This is a genomic window from Achromobacter sp. ACM02 (genome assembly GCF_014851605.1).
GTDB classification, from domain to species: Bacteria; Pseudomonadota; Gammaproteobacteria; order Burkholderiales; family Burkholderiaceae_B; genus Achromobacter; species Achromobacter aegrifaciens.
The window spans coordinates 121,481-140,944 of sequence record NZ_JACUZY010000009.1; the positions used below are offsets into that span (position 1 = coordinate 121,481).

General features: G+C 67.1%; 16 protein-coding genes and 1 other RNA gene. 1 reads left to right on the plus strand and 16 read right to left on the minus strand.

What is annotated here, in order from left to right:
• The 15 genes from IB258_RS25030 to IB258_RS25100 all read right to left on the minus strand — a co-directional run bounded on the left by IB258_RS25030 (position 1) and on the right by IB258_RS25100 (position 15,051).
• A complete protein-coding gene (locus IB258_RS25030; RefSeq protein ID WP_054451383.1) occupies positions 1 to 810 on the minus strand; it encodes an ABC transporter ATP-binding protein in 810 nt (269 codons plus the stop codon).
• Complete coding sequence (locus IB258_RS25035) at positions 803 to 1,843, minus strand: ABC transporter substrate-binding protein (RefSeq protein WP_054451384.1); 1,041 nt, start codon at positions 1,841 to 1,843, stop codon at positions 803 to 805. The genes IB258_RS25030 and IB258_RS25035 overlap by 8 nt, the downstream gene beginning before the upstream one ends.
• Positions 1,844 to 1,854: 11 nt before the next feature.
• Positions 1,855 to 3,114, minus strand: a complete 1,260-nt coding sequence (locus IB258_RS25040) for a CaiB/BaiF CoA-transferase family protein (protein WP_192353346.1) — start codon at positions 3,112 to 3,114, stop codon at positions 1,855 to 1,857.
• 68 nt (positions 3,115 to 3,182) lie between these two features.
• A complete protein-coding gene (gene recR, locus IB258_RS25045) occupies positions 3,183 to 3,791 on the minus strand; it encodes a recombination mediator RecR (RefSeq protein WP_054451387.1) in 609 nt (202 codons plus the stop codon).
• A 19-nt stretch (positions 3,792 to 3,810) separates the two neighbouring features.
• Entirely contained in the window at positions 3,811 to 4,137 is a 327-nt protein-coding gene (locus IB258_RS25050; protein ID WP_042794716.1) for a YbaB/EbfC family nucleoid-associated protein, read from the minus strand.
• A gap of 45 nt (positions 4,138 to 4,182) precedes the next feature.
• A complete protein-coding gene (locus tag IB258_RS25055) occupies positions 4,183 to 6,342 on the minus strand; it encodes a DNA polymerase III subunit gamma/tau (RefSeq protein ID WP_192353347.1) in 2,160 nt (719 codons plus the stop codon).
• Positions 6,343 to 6,556: 214 nt separating this feature from the next.
• Positions 6,557 to 6,654, minus strand: an RNA gene (gene ffs, locus IB258_RS25060) — signal recognition particle sRNA small type.
• A gap of 286 nt (positions 6,655 to 6,940) precedes the next feature.
• Positions 6,941 to 7,303, minus strand: a complete 363-nt coding sequence (locus tag IB258_RS25065; protein WP_119450609.1) for a cupin domain-containing protein — start codon at positions 7,301 to 7,303, stop codon at positions 6,941 to 6,943.
• A 28-nt stretch (positions 7,304 to 7,331) separates the two neighbouring features.
• Positions 7,332 to 8,618 carry an FAD-binding oxidoreductase gene (locus IB258_RS25070; protein ID WP_119450608.1) on the minus strand — a complete coding sequence of 429 codons (1,287 nt, stop codon included), beginning with the start codon at positions 8,616 to 8,618 and terminating at the stop codon, positions 7,332 to 7,334.
• Positions 8,619 to 8,626: 8 nt separating this feature from the next.
• Positions 8,627 to 10,867, minus strand: a complete 2,241-nt coding sequence (locus IB258_RS25075) for a N,N-dimethylformamidase beta subunit family domain-containing protein (protein ID WP_119450607.1) — start codon at positions 10,865 to 10,867, stop codon at positions 8,627 to 8,629.
• A 48-nt stretch (positions 10,868 to 10,915) separates the two neighbouring features.
• Positions 10,916 to 11,224, minus strand: a complete 309-nt coding sequence (locus IB258_RS25080; protein WP_119450606.1) for a small subunit of N,N-dimethylformamidase — start codon at positions 11,222 to 11,224, stop codon at positions 10,916 to 10,918.
• Between the two features lie 26 nt (positions 11,225 to 11,250).
• Entirely contained in the window at positions 11,251 to 12,042 is a 792-nt protein-coding gene (locus IB258_RS25085) for an ABC transporter permease (RefSeq protein ID WP_119450605.1), read from the minus strand.
• Position 12,043: 1 nt separating this feature from the next.
• Positions 12,044 to 12,880, minus strand: a complete 837-nt coding sequence (locus tag IB258_RS25090) for an ABC transporter permease (RefSeq protein ID WP_175162059.1) — start codon at positions 12,878 to 12,880, stop codon at positions 12,044 to 12,046.
• 16 nt (positions 12,881 to 12,896) lie between these two features.
• Positions 12,897 to 13,943, minus strand: a complete 1,047-nt coding sequence (locus IB258_RS25095; protein WP_175162062.1) for an extracellular solute-binding protein — start codon at positions 13,941 to 13,943, stop codon at positions 12,897 to 12,899.
• 28 nt (positions 13,944 to 13,971) lie between these two features.
• Positions 13,972 to 15,051 carry an ABC transporter ATP-binding protein gene (locus tag IB258_RS25100; RefSeq protein WP_175162064.1) on the minus strand — a complete coding sequence of 360 codons (1,080 nt, stop codon included), beginning with the start codon at positions 15,049 to 15,051 and terminating at the stop codon, positions 13,972 to 13,974.
• A gap of 146 nt (positions 15,052 to 15,197) precedes the next feature.
• On the opposite strand from IB258_RS25100, the gene IB258_RS25105 reads away from it, so the two are divergent.
• Positions 15,198 to 15,992: an IclR family transcriptional regulator gene (locus IB258_RS25105; RefSeq protein WP_119450601.1), complete on the plus strand. Its 795-nt coding sequence runs from the start codon at positions 15,198 to 15,200 to the stop codon at positions 15,990 to 15,992.
• 24 nt (positions 15,993 to 16,016) lie between these two features.
• Here IB258_RS25105 and IB258_RS25110 read toward each other — a convergent pair whose 3' ends face one another.
• Positions 16,017 to 19,463: an exodeoxyribonuclease V subunit beta gene (locus IB258_RS25110; protein WP_192353348.1), complete on the minus strand. Its 3,447-nt coding sequence runs from the start codon at positions 19,461 to 19,463 to the stop codon at positions 16,017 to 16,019.
• Position 19,464 lies beyond the last annotated feature (1 nt).

The window sequence follows — 19,464 nt, forward strand, 5'->3', positions numbered from 1 at the left end:
CTAGGCTCGCTTCTGTTGGGCGTAGCCCTTAAGAACTTCTTCGCGCAGCACGCCCCAGATGGCGGAGTGCAGCTCCACGAAGCGCGGATGCGTGCGCACTTCGGCCACGTCGCGCGGACGCGGCAGGTCGATGGCGAATTCGCCGATGGGGTGCGTGCCGGGCCCTGCCGACAGCACCACCACGCGATCGCTCATGGCGATGGCCTCGTCCAGGTCGTGCGTGATGAAGAGCACGGCCTTGCGCTTGGCCATCCACAGGTCCAGGACCTCGTTCTCCATGAGCTGGCGCGTCTGGATGTCCAGCGCCGAGAACGGCTCGTCCATCAGGATGATGTCGGGATCGCGGATCAGCGTCTGCGCCAGCATCGTGCGCTTGCGCATGCCGCCCGACATCTGATGCGGATAACGGCCCTCGAAGCCGCCCAGGCCCACGCGGCGCATCCATTCGCGGCCGCGCTCCAGCGCCTGTTGCCGAGGCACGCCGGCAAAGTCCAGGCCCGCCACCACGTTGTCCAGCGCGCTGCGCCAGGGCAGCAGGGCCTCGCCCTGGAACATGTAGCCGGCCCGCTCATTGATGCCGGACAGGGGCTGTCCGAACACCTTCACGCTGCCCGAGGACGGCGCCAGCAAGCCGGCGCTGACGTTGAGCAGGGTGGACTTGCCGCATCCGGTCGGACCCACCACCGACACGAACTCCCCTGGCGCGATGGCCAGGGTCGTGTCGCTGACGGCGGTGTAGCGCTGCGAGCGGTCGTCGCGGGAGACAAAGGTGCAGCTGATGTTTTCCAGCGACAGCGCGGCTTCAGCCATTGGGGTACTTCTCGTTGGCGCGGCGCGCGTAGTCGTTGGTCCAGACCTTGGACGGGTCGATCTTGGAGCCGTCGAAATCCGCCTGGTAGGCAGCCAGCGCCTTGAGCGCAGTGGCGGCGCCATCCTCGGGGATCAGGCCGTCCGGCGACAGGCCTTCCAGGCTCTTGGCGATGGCGGCCTTGTAGACGGCCGGATCGCCCAGCAGATAGGTTTCCGGCACGACCTTGGCGATTTCGTCGGCGCCGGCCTTCTGGATCCACTTGTCGGCGCGCACCAGCGCGTTGGCCAGGGCCTGGGTGGTGTTGGGATTGGCGTCAAGGAAGGCCTGCGGGGCGTACAGGCAGCCCGCCGGCATGTTGCCGCCGAAGATTTCCTTGGTGTCCTTGAGCGTGCGCGTATCGACGATGATCTGGATGTCGCCCGGCATTTCCAGCATCGACACCACGGGGTCGGTGTTGGAGATGGCGTCGATCTGGCCGCTGCGCAGCGCGGTCACTGCGCCGGCGCCGGCGCCCACGCCGATGATGGACACATCCGAGGCCTTCAGGCCGTGCTTGGCGAGGAAGAAGCTGACCACCATGTTGGTGGACGAGCCCGGCGCGGTCACGCCGATCTTCTTGCCCTTCAGGTCGGCGGCGCTCTTGTAGTTGGGCAGGTTCTTCTTGGACACGCCCACGCCTATCATCGGCGCGCGGCCCTGCAGCACGAAGGCGCGGTAGGCCTGGCCCTTGGATTGCATGGACAAAGTGTGTTCGAACGCGCCCGACACGATGTCGGCGCTGCCTCCCACCACGGCCTGCAAGGCCTTGGAGCCACCCGCGAAGTCGGCGATGCTGACGTCCAGCCCTTCGTCCTTGAAGTAGCCGCGGGCTTCCGCGATGGACAGGGGGAGATAGTAGATCAGCGGCTTGCCGCCGACTGCGATCTGGACCTTGGTCTTCTCCAGCTTCTGCGCGCGCACGATGGCGGGCGCCATGCCCATGACGCCGGCGGCGCCGGCCATCTTGAGCAGATCACGGCGAGTGACTGACATGTGCTTGTCTCCTAGTTGTCGGGCAGACCGATAGCGCCGGTCTTTGCCAGCTCTTCTATAGCCGCTGAATCATACCCCAGCGATTTCAGGACTTCCTCGGTATGTTCCCCTAATACGGGCCCCACCCAGCGCGTCTCGCCGGGCGTCTCCGACAGCTTGGGCACGACGGCCGGCAGCTTGACCGGCGTGCCGTCAGGGAAGCGGTGCTGCTCTATCATGCGGCGCGCCAGGAACTGCGGATCGCTGAACATGTCGGCCACGCTGTAGATCTTGCCCACCGGCACGTCGGCGCCCTTCAGCGCGCCCAGCGCCTCTTCGATGCCGCGCACGCCGCACCACTGCTGGATGGCGCCGTCGATCTCGTCCACGCGCTTGGCGCGGCCGTCGTTGCGCACCAGCCCCGGATCCGTGGCCAGATCGTCACGGCCGATGGCGCGCATCAGCCGGTGGAAGATCGCGTCGCCGTTGCCGGCGATGACGATGTTCTGGCCATCACGGGTGGTGTAGGTATTCGAAGGCACGATGCCGGGCAGCGCGCCGCCGGTGCGCTCGCGCACCACGCCGGCCACGTCGTACTCGGGCACCAGGCTTTCCATCATGTTGAACACGGCCTCGTACAGCGCCACGTCCACCATCTGGCCCTGCCCTGCCTGGCACTCCGCGCCCTGCTTGCCGTTCCAGCGTCCGCCGGTGGCGTCGCGGTGCCGCAGCGCCATCATCGCGCCGATCACGCCGTGCAAGGCGGCGATGGAATCGCCGATGGAGATGCCCACTCGCAGGGGCGGCCGGTCGGGATGGCCCGACACGTAGCGCAGCCCGCCCATGGATTCGCCGATGGCGCCAAAGCCCGGCTGGTCCTTCATGGGCCCCGTCTGCCCATAGCCGGACAGGCGCACCATGATGAGCGCGGGGTTGATGGCGCGCAGCTGCTCGTAGCCCAGCCCCCACTTCTCCAGCACGCCCGGCCGGTAGTTCTCGACCACCACGTCGGCGTCCAGCGCCAGCTTGCGGGCGATCTCCCGCGCGCGTGGATCTTTCAGGTTGAGTGCGATGGATTGCTTGTTGCGGGCCTGCACCGTCCACCAAAGGGAATTGCCCTCGTGCAGATGGCGCCAGCTGCGGATGGGGTCGCCGCCGCCCGTGCCGTCAGGCCCGTGGGGCGTTTCCACCTTGATGACATCGGCGCCGAATTCGCCGAAGATGCGCGCGGCGAACGGGCCGGCAATGAGCGTGCCGAGTTCCAGGACCTTCAGTCCGGTCAGCGCTGACATGGCTTGTCTTCCTCACGGTTTTTGCCGTTGCCGATACGTTGCCGGCAAGGCGTTCTGGTACTGCGGAATCAGGTGGTCTTGCGCTCCATCAGGGCCCAGGCGATGGTCCCGGCGTCGACGTATTCCAGCTCGCTGCCGGCAGGCACGCCGCGCGCCAGCCGCGTGACCCGCAGGCCGCGCTCGCCCAGCGCTTCGCCCAGGAAGTGGGCGGTGGTTTCGCCTTCGGCGGTGAAGTTGGTGGCCAGGATGACCTCCTGCACCACACCGTCGGTCGCGCGCTTGATCACCCGCTCGAAATCCAGCTCGCGCGGACCGATCCCTTCGAGCGGCGCGACGCGGCCCATCAGCACGTAATACAGGCCGCGATAGCCGTGGCTGGACTCGATCATGTTCTGATCGGCCGGCGTCTCGACGATGCACAGCAGCGAGGGATCGCGCTTGGGATTGATGCAGGTGCCGCAGACTTCCTCTTCCGAGAAACTGTTGCAGCGGGCGCAATGCTTCAGGTCCCGCACCGCGCCCGCCAACGCCTGCCCCAGCATGTCCGCGCCTTGCGGGTCATGCTGCAGCAGGTGATAGGCCATGCGCCGGGCAGAACGCACGCCCACGCCGGGCAGGCGCCGCAGCGCCTCGATCAGCGAGACGAGCGGCTCGGGTTCAGGCAGTAGCGGGTCCATTGCGGCTTTGGGGCTGCGTTCAGAACGGCAGCTTCATGCCCGGGGGCAGCGGCATGCCGGCGGTGACCGAGGCCATCTTTTCCTGCGAGGTGGCTTCGGCCTTGCGCAGCGCGTCGTTGAACGCGGCGGCGACCAGGTCTTCCAGCATGTCCTTGTCGTCGCCCAGCAGCGACGGATCGATGGCCACGCGCTTGACGTCGTGGCGGCAGGTCATGGTGACCTTGACCAGGCCGCCGCCGGAGGCGCCTTCGACCTGGATCTCGGCCAGCGCGTCCTGCGCCTTCTTCATGTTTTCCTGCATTTGCTGCGCCTGGCGCATCAGGCCGGCCAGTTGTCCTTTCATCATGATCGATGCTTCCTTGAACGAGGGGAATGAGAGATGGCCGCCGCTTCAGGCAGCGGCGGCGGGGGAATCTACGTGGCGGATCGAGCCGGCGACGACCTGGCCGCCGAAATCGGCGACGAGCGCCTGTACGAACGGATCGACCGCGACCGCCTCTTCGGCGGCCTGCTGGCGGGCGGCGCGTTCGGCCTGGGCCACGGCATGCGCCGTCGCCTCGCCCGTCACGCCGACCTCGACGTCCAGCCGTATGCCTTGGCCGAAATGTTCGCACAACACCGTCTGCAGACGGACGCGGCTTTCGCTTTCGGCCAGCGTCTTGACGGCCACGCGCAGGATGACGGCATCGCCCTGCACGCCGGCCCATGCGCTCTGGCGCGCCAGTTCCGCCGCCAAGCCGGTGACCGGCAGGCGCGCAGCCAGCTCGGGCCAGGTTTCCGACGTCATGTCCGTCAGGCGGGCGCGCGACGACTGCCGCTTGCGCGCGGGCGCCGGACCTTCGCGGCGGGCCGCTGGCGGCGGCGCAGCCGAGGGCGCGCTGGCCAGGGTTTCGAAATCATCGTCGTCGGGATCCGACGTAAAGCCGTTGTCCGGCGCAAAGCCGCCTTCGGCTTCGAACGGGATTTCTTCGTCGACCCAGGCGGGCGGGCCTTCGCCATCATCGGCTTGGGGCGCGGGCGCGATGGCTGCGGCGGTCGCGGGCGTGATCGCCAGCGCGGCCGAACCAGCGGTCTTGCCAGCTTCGGATTCGGACATGGCCGGCGCATCGGCAGGCAGTTCTTCCCAGGGCGGCACGCTGCCGGGCTGGGTGGCTTGCGAAGTTTGTTCCAACGCGGCCGGTTCGGGTTCCGCCGCGGCAGGCGCCGGTTCAGCCTTCTGCGCGACGGCTGCGGGAGCCGCGGACTCAGCCGGAGCAGGAGCCTGCGCGGCCACGGGCGGCGCCGGAATCGCGGCGACCGGTGCAGGCTCCGCAACCGCTGGTGCGGCTGCGGGCTGAACGGCTGCCGGCGCGGGCTGGGGCTGCGCCGCGGCGGGCGCAGGCGCGGCAACTGCCGCCGGCGCTGCGGCCGCATCGGCAGTCTGACGGGCCGGCGCGGCGGGCGCTTCGAGCGCGGTCTGCGGGCCGGCGTCGCCATTGAGCGCCAGCATGCGCAGGCAGGCCATGATGAAGCCCGCGTACTCGTCGGGCGCCAGGGTCAGTTCGCTGCGGCTGTGCACCGCCACGGAATAGAACAGCTGCACCGCGTCCGGGTGCAGAGCCAGCGCCAGCCGGGCAATGTCGCCGGCCAGCGGATCCTCGGCGGGGGTCACGCCGCGCACGCGCTGCTCGATGGCGACGCGCGACAGCAGCACGGCCAGGTCGGCCAAGGCGCCAGCATAGGACAGGCCGCGGATGGCCAGTTCATCCGCCACCGCCAGCACGCTCTTGGCGTCGCCAGCGGACAGCGCATCCAGCAGGCGCACCAGATGCCGCTGGTCGATGGTGCCGAGCATGCCGCGCACGGCGTCCTCGGTCAGGTTGCCAGCGCTATAGGCAATGGCCTGGTCGGTCAGCGACAGCGCGTCGCGCATGGAGCCCGCGGCCGCCTGCCCGATCAGCCGCAAGGCCGGCACGTCGAAGCCCACCGCTTCCTGGCCGAGCACGGCCTGCAGATGGCCGACGATGGAATCGGCCGGCATCTGCTTCAGGTTGAACTGCAGGCAGCGCGACAGCACCGTCACCGGAATCTTCTGCGGGTCGGTGGTCGCGAGGATGAATTTGACGTGCGGCGGCGGCTCTTCCAGTGTCTTGAGCATGGCGTTGAACGCATGCCCGGTCAGCATGTGGACTTCGTCGATCATGTAGACCTTGAAGCGCCCTGCTCCCGGCGCGTACACCGCCTGCTCCAGCAACTGCGTCATTTCCTCGACGCCGCGGTTCGAGGCCGCGTCCAGCTCGAGGTAGTCGACGAAACGCCCGGCATCGATCTCCGTGCAGGCGCGACAGACACCGCAAGGCTTGGACGTGATGCCTGTTTCGCAGTTGAGGGACTTCGCCAGGATGCGCGAGAGCGTGGTCTTGCCGACGCCGCGGGTTCCCGTGAACAGCCAGGCGTGATGCAGGCGTTGGGTGTCGAGCGCATGCGTCAGCGCGCGCACCACGTGATCCTGTCCCACGAGGGTATCGAACGATCTCGGCCGCCACTTGCGGGCCAGTACCAGATAAGTCATGGGTGGATTGTAGAGCCTGTTTCGCAAGCTGGCCCGAAATGGCCGGTCCAGCTGCCGGGGTTCGGCGCGAAGCATGGCAACCCATGCTCAGCGCGGCCTGAAACGCAAAGGGGACGGGCTTATTCCCGTGGAACGTATCCTTGGAAAATAACCCCGTCCCCCTTGAAAGCGGCGACATCATGGATAGTCATGACGCGCTGCTTTGAAGAATCCGGTTGGCGAGCCTTACTCCGGCACTGACCCTAAACGACTATGGCTGCTTCGTTCCCGACCTGACCAGGTTCACCGCCGAACCATGCGGAGGGGCCCGCCAGCCGAGATTCTAGCAGAGCTGCGCTTCGCTTGCTTGCTAGCCTCTCGGCTGGCGGGCCCCGGGGGGCTGAATGTGCGCCCCCTCCCCAGCCCTCCCCCCGAGGGGGAGGGGGTTGGGACGTCGCTTCGCTGGTCCTTTTGGCTCGCTTCGCTTTGCCTGGCTTGGACTGCTTTTGCGCGCCTTTCCCCCTCGTTTGGCTATCTCCACTGGGCTGCGCTTTTCTTGATATGCCTGATCGCGAATGGGAGGGGTGACGGGTTGCAGGGTTGGCCGGGCGATGGCTTCTTATTTGGACGTGGCGGCGGCCAGAACATAGAGTTTGCGGACAGTGGCGTGGATGTGCCAGACGCCTTGGGTGCCGGGGGGCATGGCCAGGGTGTCGCCTGCGCGGAATTGCAGGGGGGGCTGGCCGTCGGGCGTAAAGGTGCCGGAGCCGGCAAGGATGTGCATGATCTCGCCTTCCTGGACCTCGCGGCGGAACTGACCGGGGGTGCATTCCCAGATGCCGGCGCTGGTGGCTTCGGCGCCGGGGATCACTATCTTGCTTGCGCGCAGCGTGCAGGCGGGGTCGCTGAGCGGGATGCCGACGGGGCCGAGCTCGTCGAGCTGGGCGGAGTCGCCGGTCTGGGGGATGTGCTGGATGGACATGGGTGCTCCGGGGTTGGGGTTGGCGCCTCTACGAGAGCTTGTCGCACAGGCCGTAGTAGGCAACGCCGAGGGCGATGTAGAAACGCTTAAGGCCGTGGAACGGCAGCGGCGTGATCGGGGTGACCGGGTATGGCATGGGTTCGCCGGCGGCGATGGTGCGGGCGAGGTAGCGGCCCATCTGCGTCGCCAGCGCAACGCCGCGACCGTTGTAGCCCAGCAGGATGTGCAGGTTGGGCGAAGGCTGGTGCACGTGCGGCACGAAGTCGCGCGTCAGGGCGATGCGGCCGGCCCAGCGGTAGGTAAACGGAATCCGGGCCAGCTCGGGAAACAGCATGCGCGCCCCCCGCACCAGGTGGTCCCAGTCTTGCTGCGCGACGGGGTCAGCGAACTGGCCCCGGCCGCCCAGGACGAAACGGCCCTCATGGTCGCGGCGGAAGTACAGCAGCAGGCGGCGGGAGTCCGAGGCCACGACGCCGCCGGGCATGATGTGACCGCAAGCCTGCGCGTCCAGCGGCCCCGTAGCGACGATGAAGCTGTTGGCCGCGATGACGCTGCGCTGCAGGCCTGGCCACAAGCCGTTGGTATAGCCGTTGGTGGCGATCAGCGCGTGGTCTGCCCGGACCGTGGCGCCCTGCTCCGTGCGTGCCAGCCAATGCTGGCCTGAACGCTCCAGCGCCTTGACGCGGGTATGGCCGTGCACGGCAGCCCCGGCGGCTTGCGCCGCCGCCAGCAGGCCGCGTGTGTAGAGCAACGGCTGGATGCTGCCGGCGCGCCGGTCTATCCAGCCGCCCAGGAACCGGTCAGTGCCCAGACGCGCGCTGACCGCTTCCCGGTCCAGGATTTCCACCGGCGCGCCGCGCTCCAGCCACTGCCGCGCCCGATCCGACACCGCCTCCAGGGCCCGGGCCGAGTGGGCCGGCTGTATCCAGCCGGCGCGCGTGGCATGGCAGGCGATGGCGTGCCTATCGATAAGTTCGAACACCGCGTCGGCGGCCGACCCCACCATGCTCAACAGCGGCTCCCCCCGTTCCTTCCCATAACGGGCCAAGATCGCCCGCGGGTCGTGCTTGATGCCCGGAATGACCTGCCCGCCGTTGCGGCCGGAGGCACCCCAGCCTGGGTCCTGGGCATCGAGCACGCAGACGCGCAGCCCCGATTCGCTCAGATGCAAGGCCGTGGACAGGCCGGTAATGCCCGCGCCGACGATGACGACGTCGTATTGGACGGAACCGGTCAGGGCCGGCGTCGCGGGCGCCTGTCCCGCGGTCTGCTGCCACAAGGATTGCCGGGCATCGGCCGAGTCTGGTGCGCGCATGGTGGGTATCAGCGTCCGCTGGCCTGGGGAAACACGAAGGGCGTGGCGTCGGCGAACCGGGCAAGCACGTTCGCGGTGATGCGCGACACGTTGTTGTCGTAGCCGTTCCAGGCCAGCGACGCGCCCCACGTGATCGAGCCCGTGGAGAACACGGCGCCGCCGTTCAGGCATTCGTAGAACACCAGGTCCGCATAGCAGTGCTTGGCTTCCTCGCCGTTGATGGTGGGATGGTGATAGGTGGTCTCTTCGGGCACCACGTTGTAGTAGCGCGTGTGCTTTTCCGAGCGGGCCACGATCAAGGTGTGCGGCGGCGTGCCCAGGCGGTAGTCGACGCGGTCGATCTCGTCGCCCGCGGCGCCGCCCCCGCTGCTGCCGAAATCGCCGATGATCTCGTCCTCCACGCCGTCGAACATGAAGGCGACGCGCGGATCATGGCTTTCGGGCCGCCGGCGGTAATAGGATGAGGCGTCGAACCCGGTCGCGGTCGTGCCGATACCGGTCAGCGTCTGCGGCGCGATCCCGATGCGGCGCCAGGTGCCGCCGTATTCGCCGGTATAGCTGTGGTAGCTCTCGCCCGCCGGCGTCTCGCTGTAGCGGGCGCCGGTCTCGGTCCGGCGCAGTTCCATCAGCCAGGGCTTCTCGGGATGGTAGGCGCAACGCCAGTAGAAGCCGTTGCCGCCCATGTACATGAGGCGACCGCCCCGCCCCTGGTATGCCACCATTGCCTGCCACATGCGCGTGGTCCAGTACTCGGGGTGCGCGCCGGTCATGACGACCTTGTAGCCATCCAGTGCCTGCAGACCCTCCGCGTGCAGCATGTCGTCCGTGATGACGTCGTAGTCGAAACCCTTTTCATCCAGCCAGTCCAGGAAATGCGTGTCGCCATTGAGCGACCAGGTGCGGCATTGCAGGTGCATGCTGAAAACCGGTCGCAGGCGCGAGGCGTAGTAGACGCCGTAGCCATCCGAATGCGTGTCGTACATGGACAGGCCAAGCTCGCGATGCTCGCCCAGATAGGTCTCCCATGGATACAGGACCATGAAGTTGCCGGACTTCATTTCCATGCCCTCTTCATCCAGGCGGTAGTGCGAGTTCGAGTACGCCATGTAAGTGGCCGTCGACGCCAGGAACGCGATCCGCTTGCGTGGGCCGCCCGCCTTCGGGCGCACGATGAAGGTGATGCGCTCCTGCTCTCCCGCCGCGCCGGTAAGGCGCGCCGCATACAGGCCGCTGGGCAGGTCATCCGGCACGGCCAGGCTGAAGTCGGTTTCCCAGCCCGCGTCTTCCAGCGTGTCGTCATGGAAGTGCAGCGCGGCGAAATGGTCTGGGCGTTCGCGCCAGAACATGACGCTGGAATCCCAGCGCAGGCCGGGCACGCCGCGCGCGGGCAGGTTCTCGATGCGCCCCTCGGACCAGGGCCGGGCTGCGTCGACGATGACGTCGGTGTCGATGCGTTGCGAAAAATCCCATGCGGCCAGAGGCGGCGCGGCATGGCGGCGCGCCGCGGCCTCGACGCGTAGCTGCGCCAGGTCGGCATCGCCCGCGGCATACGGCAGCAACGTGGGCGAATCGAGCCGCCCGTTATAGTGCCGGGCATAGCGTGGAAACGGCTTGCCGGTGGCGGCCGCGCCCATCGTCAGCGGCAGGCTCGCCAGCGCAGCCGGATCCACCGCTGTCAGCCGGCCACTAGCCTGCGCATGGGAATCCACGGCCAGCAAGGGATTGGTGGGAGTCTGCCGCAGCGCGACCGTTCCCGCATCCAGGTCCATGTTCACCGCCACCAGGTACCACTGTCTCGCGGCCATGGGCAACGCCAGCGTGAGACGCTCGCTCTTGCCCCCACTGCCCTGCTCCCAGAACAGACGGCCGTCTCTGTCCAGGCCCAGCGCGTAGCCGACGTGCGCGGCCTCGTCCCAGCGCGACAGAATCGCCTGATCGCCGCCGTTGCAGGGCAAGGTCGGCATCACCGCCAGGATCCAGCTCTTGCAGCCCGAGACAGGCTCGCTGAACGCCGGCGCCACCGCGCGCGAGCCGGTTTCCGTGCCTTGCGGACGTCCGGCGATACCGGTGGCGATACCAGACAACACCACGGTTTCCTTCAGCCCCGGCGCGCCCGGCGACACGTCGCCGCTGCGGATGCGCACCAGATCGGCGTCGTAGCGCAGTGCCTGCGCACAGCTGACTTTGAATTCTATGGTCTCTCCCGGCGCGATCGTCCAGGTGCTGGGATACCCCAGGATCTCGTACATACAGGCTCCGTCGATTGGGTTCAGGCCACACGGCGTGGCGGCCGGCGTTCAGTCCAGGTCGGACGGCCAGGGATAAGGGGAATGAATGGCCCAGCGGATCTTCAGCAAAGCCCACTGCGCATCGGCCAACTTGGCGTAGCGCTGCGGCGCCAGCTCGACCGGATCGCCCCGCCCCTCGCCCAGCGTGCCAATGGCATATTCCGAATAGGGCTTGGTGCAGACGATGACCTGCTTGCCGGCCATGGGCTCCATCCGCAAGCGGTTGAGCAGGCGGTTCAGCTTCAACGGCCGGTTCTTGGTGGTGGTCGTCCTGAAGTGCTTGAGCAATTCCGCATCTTCGGGCTGGATCTCATACATATCGGGCTCCGGACATAAAAAGGGGTTCAGTGGTCGCGCTCCGGCGCGGCGAACATCTCCAGCCCGACCGTGCGCTCCAGCAGCAGCACCAGCGCAAGCGTGAAGACGATCAGGGACGTGGCGATGGCGGCGATCACCGGGCTGGCGCTTTCCTGTATCTGCGTGAGGATGCGCACGGGCAAGGTGTTGACATCGGGGGCGACCAGGAAAACGGTGATCGTCGCCTCGTCGAACGACACGATGAAGCAAAACAGGAACGCAGTGATCAAGCCGGGCTTGAGCATGGGCAGGGTTACAGTGCGCAGCACCTGCGCGGGCCGCGCACCCAGGCTCATGCTGGCTTCTCCCAGCGCGGGATCCAGCTTGCGCAAGGAGTTCAGGATGGGGCGATAGGCGAACGGCAGCGTAATGATGCAATGCGCCAGCACGATGCCCAGGTACGAGCCGCTGACGCCCAGCAAGCCGAGCAGTCCGAGGAAGGCCACGCCCAGCGCCGCGTTGGGAAACACCAGCGGCAGCATGATCAGGGACTCCATCAGGCCGCTACCCCTGATGCGGCTGCGGTCCAACACCAACGCGGCCAACAGGGCCGCCGAGGTGCTGATGAACGCCACCAGCAAGGCGATGCCGGCGCTGACGGCCAGCAGGCCCAGCCACTGCGCGTCGGTAAAGAATTCCAGGTACCAGCGCCACGACAGCGAGGCCAGAGGCAAGGTGAAATAACCCGTGGAGGTGAACGACGACACCGCCACCACCAGGATGGGCAAAGGCAGGAAGCCGAACAGCAGCACCAGCAGCAAGCGGTAGAGCCAGCGCATATCAAACTCCCATTCCGGACACGCGCGCGGCGACGCGGCGTTCAAGCCATTGCAGCGGGATGACCAGCGAGAACGCCGCGAACAGCAGGACGATCGCCATGCTGGCGGCCTTCGGGTAGTCGAAGACCTGCAACACGTCCTGGTAGATCTGCGTGGCCAGCATGCCGTCGCGCACGCCGCCCAGCAGCAGCGGCGTGACGATGGCGCCGGTGGACAGCAGGTAGACCAGCATGGCCCCGGTAATAACGCCCGGCAGACTCAGCGGCAAGGTGACGTGCATAAAGGTCTTCACCGGGCCAGCCGACAAGGTTTGCGACGCCTCGTCCAGCGCGCGGTCCAGGTGCAGCAGCACCGCCAACACCGAAACGATGAAGAATGGACAGAAGACATGCACCAGGCCGATTACGACGCCGGTCATGTTGAAGATCAACCGCATGGGCGTATCGATCAGACCGAGCGACAATAGCAGCGAGTTCAAGGTGCCCTTGGGGCCCAGGATCACCACCCAGCCGTAGGTGCGCACCACCACGCTGACCAGCCACGGCGTGATGACCAGCATCATCAGGAGATTCCGATTGCCCCGGTAGCGCGAGATAGCATAGGCGATGGGATAACCGACCAGCACGGAGAACAGCGTGACAACCAGCGCGATCCCTATCGTGCGCAACAGCACCGCGACGTAGTCGGCCCGAGCGAAGAAGCTGGCGAAGTTGCCCAAGCCGAAACCTTCCCCGGTGCGCAGCGATTCGACGACGAGATAGGCGATTCCCGTGACGAACATGAGGATCAGGATCGCTGGAGGAAGCAGCAGTATCAGCGGCGGCCGGGTCGATTTCATCGAGGCGGCTCCGGGCTTACCGGCCAGCGCCCGCCATGGCGCGCTCGACCAGCTCGATGCGCGACTTGCGGGATTCGGCGATGTAGTTCCAGTCCGGCTGGTAGAGCTGGTCGCGCAGGGCTTTCAGCGGTTGTCCCAGTTCTTTTTCAGTGGCCGCAGACAACTTGGCCATGCTGTTCAGCGGCAGATAGCCGGCGACGTCGGCGATGCGCGACTGCCCTTCCGGCTGCGCCACGTAGTTCAGCCACTTCAGGTAGCTGGCGCGGCCCTGCGCCTTCTTGGGCACAACCACGATGTAGGGCAGGATCAGCGCGCCCTCCTTGGGGATGACCATCTCGATATTGGTCTGCCCGTCGCGCTTCATCTGCCAGACGCGGGTCGAGTAATAGGGAGCCGCCGTGACCTCGCCGCGCTGCAGCAGTTGGTTCATCTGCGCCATCGAGCTGTACATCGCCAGCGAGTTCTTGCCCAGCGCGGTCAGCAGGGCCAAACCCTTGGCGGTGTCGCGCTCATTGCCGCCTTCGGCCACCGACATGATGGTCAGGTCATAGGCCGAGCTGTAGACCGGGCGGGTAACGGATAGCTTGCCCGCCCATTTGGGATCGCCGAGCGCTTTCCACGACGAAAAATCGGAGGGTTTGGCCAGGTCCTTGTTGACCGCGATACCGTAGTAGGCGAAATAGGTGCTGACGCCGATCAGGCGCCCGCCGGGCGTCTTGAGCAGGTACTTCTCAGGCACGTTCTTCAGCGCCGGCACCTCGCTCATGTCGAAATCTTCGAGCAGACCGTCGCTGTACATCTGCGAGGCCTCGAAGAATGACGACAATGCCGCGTTGAATTTGGGTGCGTCCTTCTGCGCGCGCACCTGGGCCTCGGGCGTGGGCACTTCGACGATCTTCACGCCGATTCCGGTCTCTTTGGTGAAGGGCTCGGCGTAGGCCTCGCGCCACGCCGCACCGACGCCGCCGCCCCAGGTGGCCATGGTGATTTCCTGCGCGCCGGCTGCGCCGCAAACGGCCATGAACGCGGCGGTGGTCCAGTTGGCGAATCGATGGATGCTCATTGTGCGACTCCAGTAAGAGTGAACAGCGCTAGAGGGAAACGACCGAAATGCGGCTGTCGTCCCAGGTCAGTCCAACGGCTGCGCCCTGTTCGGGCAGGGGCAGTCCGTCCTGCGCAGGCCAGTCGGCGATCAAGGTGCGGGCGCCGGCCTGTAGCCAGACGCGGGTGTTCTGTCCGGCGTAGACGCGGCGTTCCACGCGGGCCTGCAGGCGCGCGCCGGCCATCGGCGTCAGCTTCAGGTGCTGGGGGCGCAGCGACACACCCACGGCACTGCCCGCGGCGAAACGCGGCTCCGGCAGATCAAAGGCACAGCGGAGTTCGGCGCAGTCCACGCGCGCCGCGCCGGTCTGCACCACGCCTTCGAAGAAGTTCGTGTCGCCCACGAACTCCGCAACGAAGCGGGTCTGCGGCTTTTCGTAGATGGTGGCGGGATCGCTGACCTGGTCGATCAGACCGTTGCGGAACACGGCAACGCGGTCGGACATGGTCAGGGCTTCTTCCTGGTCGTGCGTCACGAAGATGAAAGTGGTGCCGAGCTTTTCCTGGATCAGCTTCAGCTCGGTCTGCATCTGGCGGCGGATTTTCATATCCAGGGCGCCGAGTGGCTCGTCCAGTAGCAGCACCCGCGGCTCCATGACGATGGCGCGCGCCAGCGCCACGCGCTGCTTCTGTCCGCCGGAGATTTGGCCGATGTAGCGCGCGCCATAACCCTCCAGGCCCACCATCGCCAGCGAGCGCTCCACCTTGCTGCGGATGGCGGCAGGCGTTTCGCGACGCATCCTCAGGCCGTAGCCGATGTTCTCCGCGACGGTGAGATGCGGAAACAAGGCAAGGTTCTGGAAAACCATCCCGAGGGGACGGCGGTATGGCGGCGCGGACAGGATCGACAGCCCGTCGATCCGCACCTCGCCGGAGGTGGGCGTTTCGAAGCCGGCGATGATCCGGATGAGCGTGGTCTTGCCGCAGCCGCTCGGGCCCAGCAGCGTCAGAAACTCGCCTTCGCGCACATCGAGGCTGACGCCCTTCAATGCCGCCGACGCCCCAAACGTCTTGCTGACGTTCTGGACCTGGAGGATCGGCGTCCCCGCTGTTTTCTGACCCTGCCCCATGCTCACACACTCCGGCAAAACAGATGAATGAGCGCAGAATATTGGAACGAATATGCTTTGGGCAATAGTAAAATCCCGCATGAAGATTTAATATTACCGCTAGGCGATAATTAACACCCAAAATACGGGAAAACGAGGAGCCCAAAATGCTGGAACAGGCCGAACTGGAAGTCGACGATGGCATGTTCAATCACTCGTTCGCGAGAGGGCTGAAAGTGCTGTTCGCGTTCCGCGGCGCGCAAAGCGCAATGTCCTTGTCGGAAGTGGCGCAAGCCGTGGGCACCAGCGTCAGCACGGCCCAGCGCACCGTGTACACGCTGGAAAAACTGGGCCTCATCAGCAAATCGCCCAAGACGCGCAAGTTCAGCCCCACGCTGCGAGTGCTGGAACTCGGCTACAACTACATCGCGGCCGACCCGCTGGTCGAAGCCGCCAATCCATTTCTGGCCGAACTGTCCAACATCACCGGGGAAACAGTCAACCTGACCGAACCCCTGGACCACGAAATGGTATACGTGTCCCGGGTCGTGGCAGCGAAGTTCATTCCCATCCACATGCCCATCGGCAGCCGCATCCCGATGTACTGCACGGCCAGCGGCCGCGCCTACCTGGGAGCGCTGCCGGAAGACGCCGCCCAGGCCATACTCGATGCATCGCCGCTGCAGCGCCATACGCAATGGACCGAGACCGATCCAACCAGGTTGATGGAGATCGTCCGCCAAGCGCGGCGCGAAGGCATCGCGTACAACAAGGAAGAGCTGTTCCTGGGCGACATGACGATTGCCGCGCCCATCATGGGCCAGCGCGGCACGCCCGTTGCCGCCGTGCACATAGTGGCGCCAACCAGCCGCTGGACCCTTGAAGAGGCGCTGGCGCGACTGGGTCCGCTAGTGTTCGACTGCGCCCGCGGCATCAACAATTCGGTGCGCTCGTTTACCTGACGGCCACCGGGCCGGCGGCCCGCGCTACAACAGGTCGATCCAGGCGCGGGCCCGCGGAAAGTAGAGGGCGGCGCGCGCTGCGCGGCCGTCCAGCGCCGTGACCTGCGCGCAATAGCGCAACAGTTGGTCGCCGTGGCGTTGGCGCATGCGACCGGCGAAGGCGGTGGGGGTTTCGCCGGGGTGCGGGCGGCCGGTTTTGTAGTCGACGATGAGCCAGCCGTCTTCGGTGCTGAGGGCCAGGTCGATGACGGACACCTTGCCGGCGGCGTCGATCAGGGGCCATTCGCGGCGGGCGCCGGATTGGGACAAAAGCCACAGGCCGCGTTCGTCGGCCAGGGTGGCTTGCAGGGTTTCGAGCACGGCCTCGGAGGCGGCGTCGGCCTGGCTGGCGGGGATGCCGGCGCGCGTGAGTTGGCGGCGCATGGCGGGCAAGCGTTCGGCCAGCGCGTCGGCGGACCAGGCCTGAACGCCGTCCTGGCCGATACGCGCCAGCCAGGCATGCGACAAGGTGCCGATGGCGGCGTCGTAGCCGGCCTCCAGTTGCCAGGCGGGATGTTCGCCGCCATCGCCCCAGGCGCCGCGCGCTGCGGCGCCAAAGCCGGGGCTGACCGCCACGTCCGCCACGCGCGCCAATTGCGCCAGGCCCGCGCGGTCCACGCGCCGCAAGGGTTCGCCCTGCCACTCGGGACCGTCGGCTTCCTGCACCACCGTTTCGCCATCCAGCGACGGCGGTGTCGGTGTGGCCAGGCAGGGCCACAAGCGGCCCAGCAGGCTGGCGGAGGACGGCGTCTTGACCTGACCGCTGGCTTCGTCCACCGACACGTGGCCCACGAGGTGCAGGCGCTTGCGCGCCCGCGTCGCTGCCACATACAGCAGGCGATCGATTTCGTAGGATGCGCGGCGCGCCTCGCGCGCGCCCAGGTAGCGCGACAGGGGGTCGGCCTCGGTTTCGGCGCGCGGCTTTACCGGACCGAACAGCACGCGGCCGCCGCTCTGCTCAAAGCGCACGAGCGGCGCCTGATCGCCGCGCGGCGCGCGGTGCAGGCCGTACAGGATGACGGTTTCGAACTGCAGTCCCTTGGACTTGTGCATGGTCATGATTTCGACCGCGCCCGTGTCTTCGTCCGCCGCGTCCGGCGCGGCGAACAAGCGCGCGATGCCGGCGTCCAGGGCCGCGACGTCGATGGCGCCGTGCGGCGCCAGGCGCTCGACCAGCTGGAACAGGCTTTCCGCATCGTTGGCGACAGACAGGCCGGCGTACAACGCCGGGCCGCCCAGGCGGCGCCACAGCGACTCCACCCACGCCGCGAAAGGCATGGCGCCCGAGGCGTTGCGCTTGTCGAGCAGGATGCCCGCCACCTGACGCAAGCGCTCGAACTCGTCGGCGCCGAGCACGCTTTGCGCCGATGGCGTGTCCGGCGCTGCGGGCGCCGCGTCGAACAATGACCCCTGAGGCGCGCTGGTGGCGGATGAAGGTACGGTCTGCGGCGCGATGCGCAGGGCGCGCTCCAGCAGCACCGGCACCGGCGTGATGTGGTCGTCGCCGAATAAGCGCTGCAGGGATGTCAGCGTCAAGCCGCAGTACGGCGCGCGCAGCACCGACAGCCAGGCCAGACGGTCGCCTGCATGCGACAACGCCCGCACCAGTTGCACCAGGTCTGCCACCACCGGCCGCAGAGCCAGCGGCACCAGGTCCACCGCGCGGCAGCGTATGCCTTCCTGCGCCAGGCGGCGGGTCAGGTTGCCCAGATGGCTGCGTGCCCGCACCAGCACGGCGACGGGATGCTTGGCCCCCTTGTGGTCGATCAGCGCCTGGCGTACCAGGTCCACCGCAATGTCTTCAGCCTGCGCTTCCGCGGGGGCCGCGCCATCGCGCGACCAGGCCGGGTGAAAGCGCACAGCGGGTTCCGGCAGCGCTTCATGGAAAGCGGTGGACGGGCTGTAGGCGATGGCTCCCGCCGCCGCATCGCTGCGCCGGGGCAGCAACTGCGCAAACGACTGGTTGACCCATTCGACGATGCCCGCCTGCGAGCGGAAGTTGTCGGTAAGGTTGAGAAAATCCGGCTGCAGTTCGCCTACGCCGATGTCGGCGACTTCCAGGAACAGGCCCACTTCCGCCTTGCGGAAACGGTAGATGGACTGCATCGGGTCGCCCACCAGGAACAGACTGCGGCCGTCGCCCTGCTGCCAGCCCGAGGTCAGCGTGCGCAGCAGGTCCAGCTGGGTCTGGCTGGTGTCCTGGAATTCGTCGATGAGCAGATGGCGGATCGAGGCGTCCAGCTTCAGCAGCAGTTCGCCCGGATCGTCGGCGCTGCCCAGCGCGGCCGCGGCGCGCTGCGAGATTTCGATGAAATCCACCTCGCCCGTGTCGGCGAAGCGCAGCCGCAACTGCGCCACCGCCAGCGCCAGCGTCATCAGCTGCGCGCCCAGCACTTCCCATTGCGCATCGGTGAAATGTGGCGCGGGCACGTCGCGCACCGCATGCAGGCGGCGCACCCAGACTGCATCCGGGTCGGCGGCTTCCAGCCACGCCACGAACGGGTCCTTGTGCGCGCACTTGGCAGGAAAGCCCAGGTTCTTGTTGACGGTCTTGCGCAAGGTGCCGGTGCCCGTCAGCAGCAGATGCGCCACGGCTTGCCAGAGCTCCAGCGCTTCGGCGTCAGGCGGAGGCTCTTCTGTCCAGTCCAGCAAGGCCAGCAGCTTGTTTTCGGTCTCTCCATCCTGCAGATTGGCGGCAGCCAGCCGCGCCGGGCCGCATAGCGCTTCGGCCCAGCCATAGGGCATGGCCTCGCTGAGCGCGTCCAGGTCTTCGCCGATGGCCTCGGCCAGCATGGCTTCCATGCCCTCGCGGTCGGAGCCGTGGCGCAGCAGTGGCAGCCACTGGTCACGTTGACCCAGCATGTCGGCGATGGCCTCCTTGGCGGCCTGCACGTCCACGTCCAGATGCTTGAGGAGGATGCGCACGGCCTCGTAGTCGTCGGCAAGGTCCAGGGTGGCGCGCGCCGCCGCCTCGTAGTGGGTGCGCGCATCATCCGTGATCTCGGGCATGCCGCCCAGCTCCGACAACCAAGGCATGCTGCGCACCAGGCCCGCGCAGAAGGAGTCGATGGTGCGGATGGCCAGGCGCGCGGGATGGTCCAGCAGATGCCAGCCCTGCTCGTCGTTGCGCGCCAATGCGGCGCGCGCGAGTTCCCAGCTGCGGCGCTCGTGCATGGCTTCGGGCGGCGCATCCAGTCCGCGGCGCAGCTTGCTCAGCACGCGCGCGTGCATCTCCGACGCGGCCTTGCGCGTGAAGGTGATGGCGACGATTTCTTCCGGACGGTTCACAGTGGCCAGCAGCGCCAGGATGCGATCCGTCAGCAGCTCGGTCTTGCCCGAGCCGGCGGGCGCCTGCACCAGAAACGAACGGGTCGGATCCAGCGCGTCGGCGCGCGCCATATGGTCATGCGGCAAGCGTTCTTGTTCAGCCATG

What these genes read in the sequence shown, in the direction of transcription:
- IB258_RS25105 (WP_119450601.1), top strand. Translation starts at nt 15,198, where the DNA reads ATGCTGGAACAGGCCGAACTGGAAGTCGACGATGGCATGTTCAATCAC.
- recR (WP_054451387.1), bottom strand. Translation starts at nt 3,791, where the DNA reads ATGGACCCGCTACTGCCTGAACCCGAGCCGCTCGTCTCGCTGATCGAG.
- IB258_RS25080 (WP_119450606.1), bottom strand. Translation starts at nt 11,224, where the DNA reads ATGTATGAGATCCAGCCCGAAGATGCGGAATTGCTCAAGCACTTCAGG.
- IB258_RS25090 (WP_175162059.1), bottom strand. Translation starts at nt 12,880, where the DNA reads ATGAAATCGACCCGGCCGCCGCTGATACTGCTGCTTCCTCCAGCGATC.
- IB258_RS25085 (WP_119450605.1), bottom strand. Translation starts at nt 12,042, where the DNA reads ATGCGCTGGCTCTACCGCTTGCTGCTGGTGCTGCTGTTCGGCTTCCTG.
- IB258_RS25050 (WP_042794716.1), bottom strand. Translation starts at nt 4,137, where the DNA reads ATGATGAAAGGACAACTGGCCGGCCTGATGCGCCAGGCGCAGCAAATG.
- IB258_RS25110 (WP_192353348.1), bottom strand. Translation starts at nt 19,463, where the DNA reads ATGGCTGAACAAGAACGCTTGCCGCATGACCATATGGCGCGCGCCGAC.
- IB258_RS25070 (WP_119450608.1), bottom strand. Translation starts at nt 8,618, where the DNA reads ATGCGCGCACCAGACTCGGCCGATGCCCGGCAATCCTTGTGGCAGCAG.
- IB258_RS25095 (WP_175162062.1), bottom strand. Translation starts at nt 13,943, where the DNA reads ATGAGCATCCATCGATTCGCCAACTGGACCACCGCCGCGTTCATGGCC.
- IB258_RS25035 (WP_054451384.1), bottom strand. Translation starts at nt 1,843, where the DNA reads ATGTCAGTCACTCGCCGTGATCTGCTCAAGATGGCCGGCGCCGCCGGC.
- IB258_RS25065 (WP_119450609.1), bottom strand. Translation starts at nt 7,303, where the DNA reads ATGTCCATCCAGCACATCCCCCAGACCGGCGACTCCGCCCAGCTCGAC.
- IB258_RS25040 (WP_192353346.1), bottom strand. Translation starts at nt 3,114, where the DNA reads ATGTCAGCGCTGACCGGACTGAAGGTCCTGGAACTCGGCACGCTCATT.
- IB258_RS25055 (WP_192353347.1), bottom strand. Translation starts at nt 6,342, where the DNA reads ATGACTTATCTGGTACTGGCCCGCAAGTGGCGGCCGAGATCGTTCGAT.
- IB258_RS25075 (WP_119450607.1), bottom strand. Translation starts at nt 10,867, where the DNA reads ATGTACGAGATCCTGGGGTATCCCAGCACCTGGACGATCGCGCCGGGA.
- IB258_RS25030 (WP_054451383.1), bottom strand. Translation starts at nt 810, where the DNA reads ATGGCTGAAGCCGCGCTGTCGCTGGAAAACATCAGCTGCACCTTTGTC.
- IB258_RS25100 (WP_175162064.1), bottom strand. Translation starts at nt 15,051, where the DNA reads ATGGGGCAGGGTCAGAAAACAGCGGGGACGCCGATCCTCCAGGTCCAG.